General features: G+C 53.9%; 1 protein-coding gene. It reads right to left on the reverse strand.

The features are described 5' to 3' along the window. Nucleotides 1-213: 213 nt before the first annotated feature. On the reverse strand, nucleotides 214-588 hold a 375-nt coding region (metG, locus tag AC5O77_RS22215), incomplete at its 5' end, for a methionine--tRNA ligase subunit beta (protein WP_494507224.1).

A 588-nucleotide genomic window follows, 5' to 3' on the forward strand; every position in this document is an offset into this window, starting at 1 on the left:
CTCCGAAGCAGGTAAGTCTGGCCGATTAAAAGGTAAATAGCAGTCTTGCTATCCAGACGTCTATTTTGTCTGGCTAGCATCATAACCAGAAGGGTTTTGATAGGGAATTGTCTTCGTTATGACTTTTTGGCTGGCGTTATAGCGAAATGTTTGACTGGCAGGCGACGGGCATAAAAAAGCCGGGCAAGCCCGGCTCTCACTAGACGTTGATGATTATTTTACTTGCATACCCGGCTGGGCGCCGCTGTCAGGGCTCAGCAGGAAGATTTCCTTTCCGCCAGGACCGGCGGCCATCACCATGCCCTCGGAAATACCAAAGCGCATCTTACGTGGTGCCAGGTTAGCCACCATGATGGTCAGCCGGCCTTCGAGCAACTTGGGATCCGGATAGGCGGAACGGATGCCGGAGAAAATCTGCCGGCTCTCACCGCCCAGATCCAGCTGCAGCTTCAGCAACTTGTCGGAACCGTCGACCAAATCGGCGCTTTTGATCAGCGCGATACGCATGTCCACTTTGGCAAAATCATCAAAGGTAATGGTTTCCTGAATCGGATCGTCCGCCAGCGGGCCGCTAACCGGGGCCTGGCT

This window comes from Stenotrophomonas sp. INTA L402-1 (genome assembly GCF_059295135.1).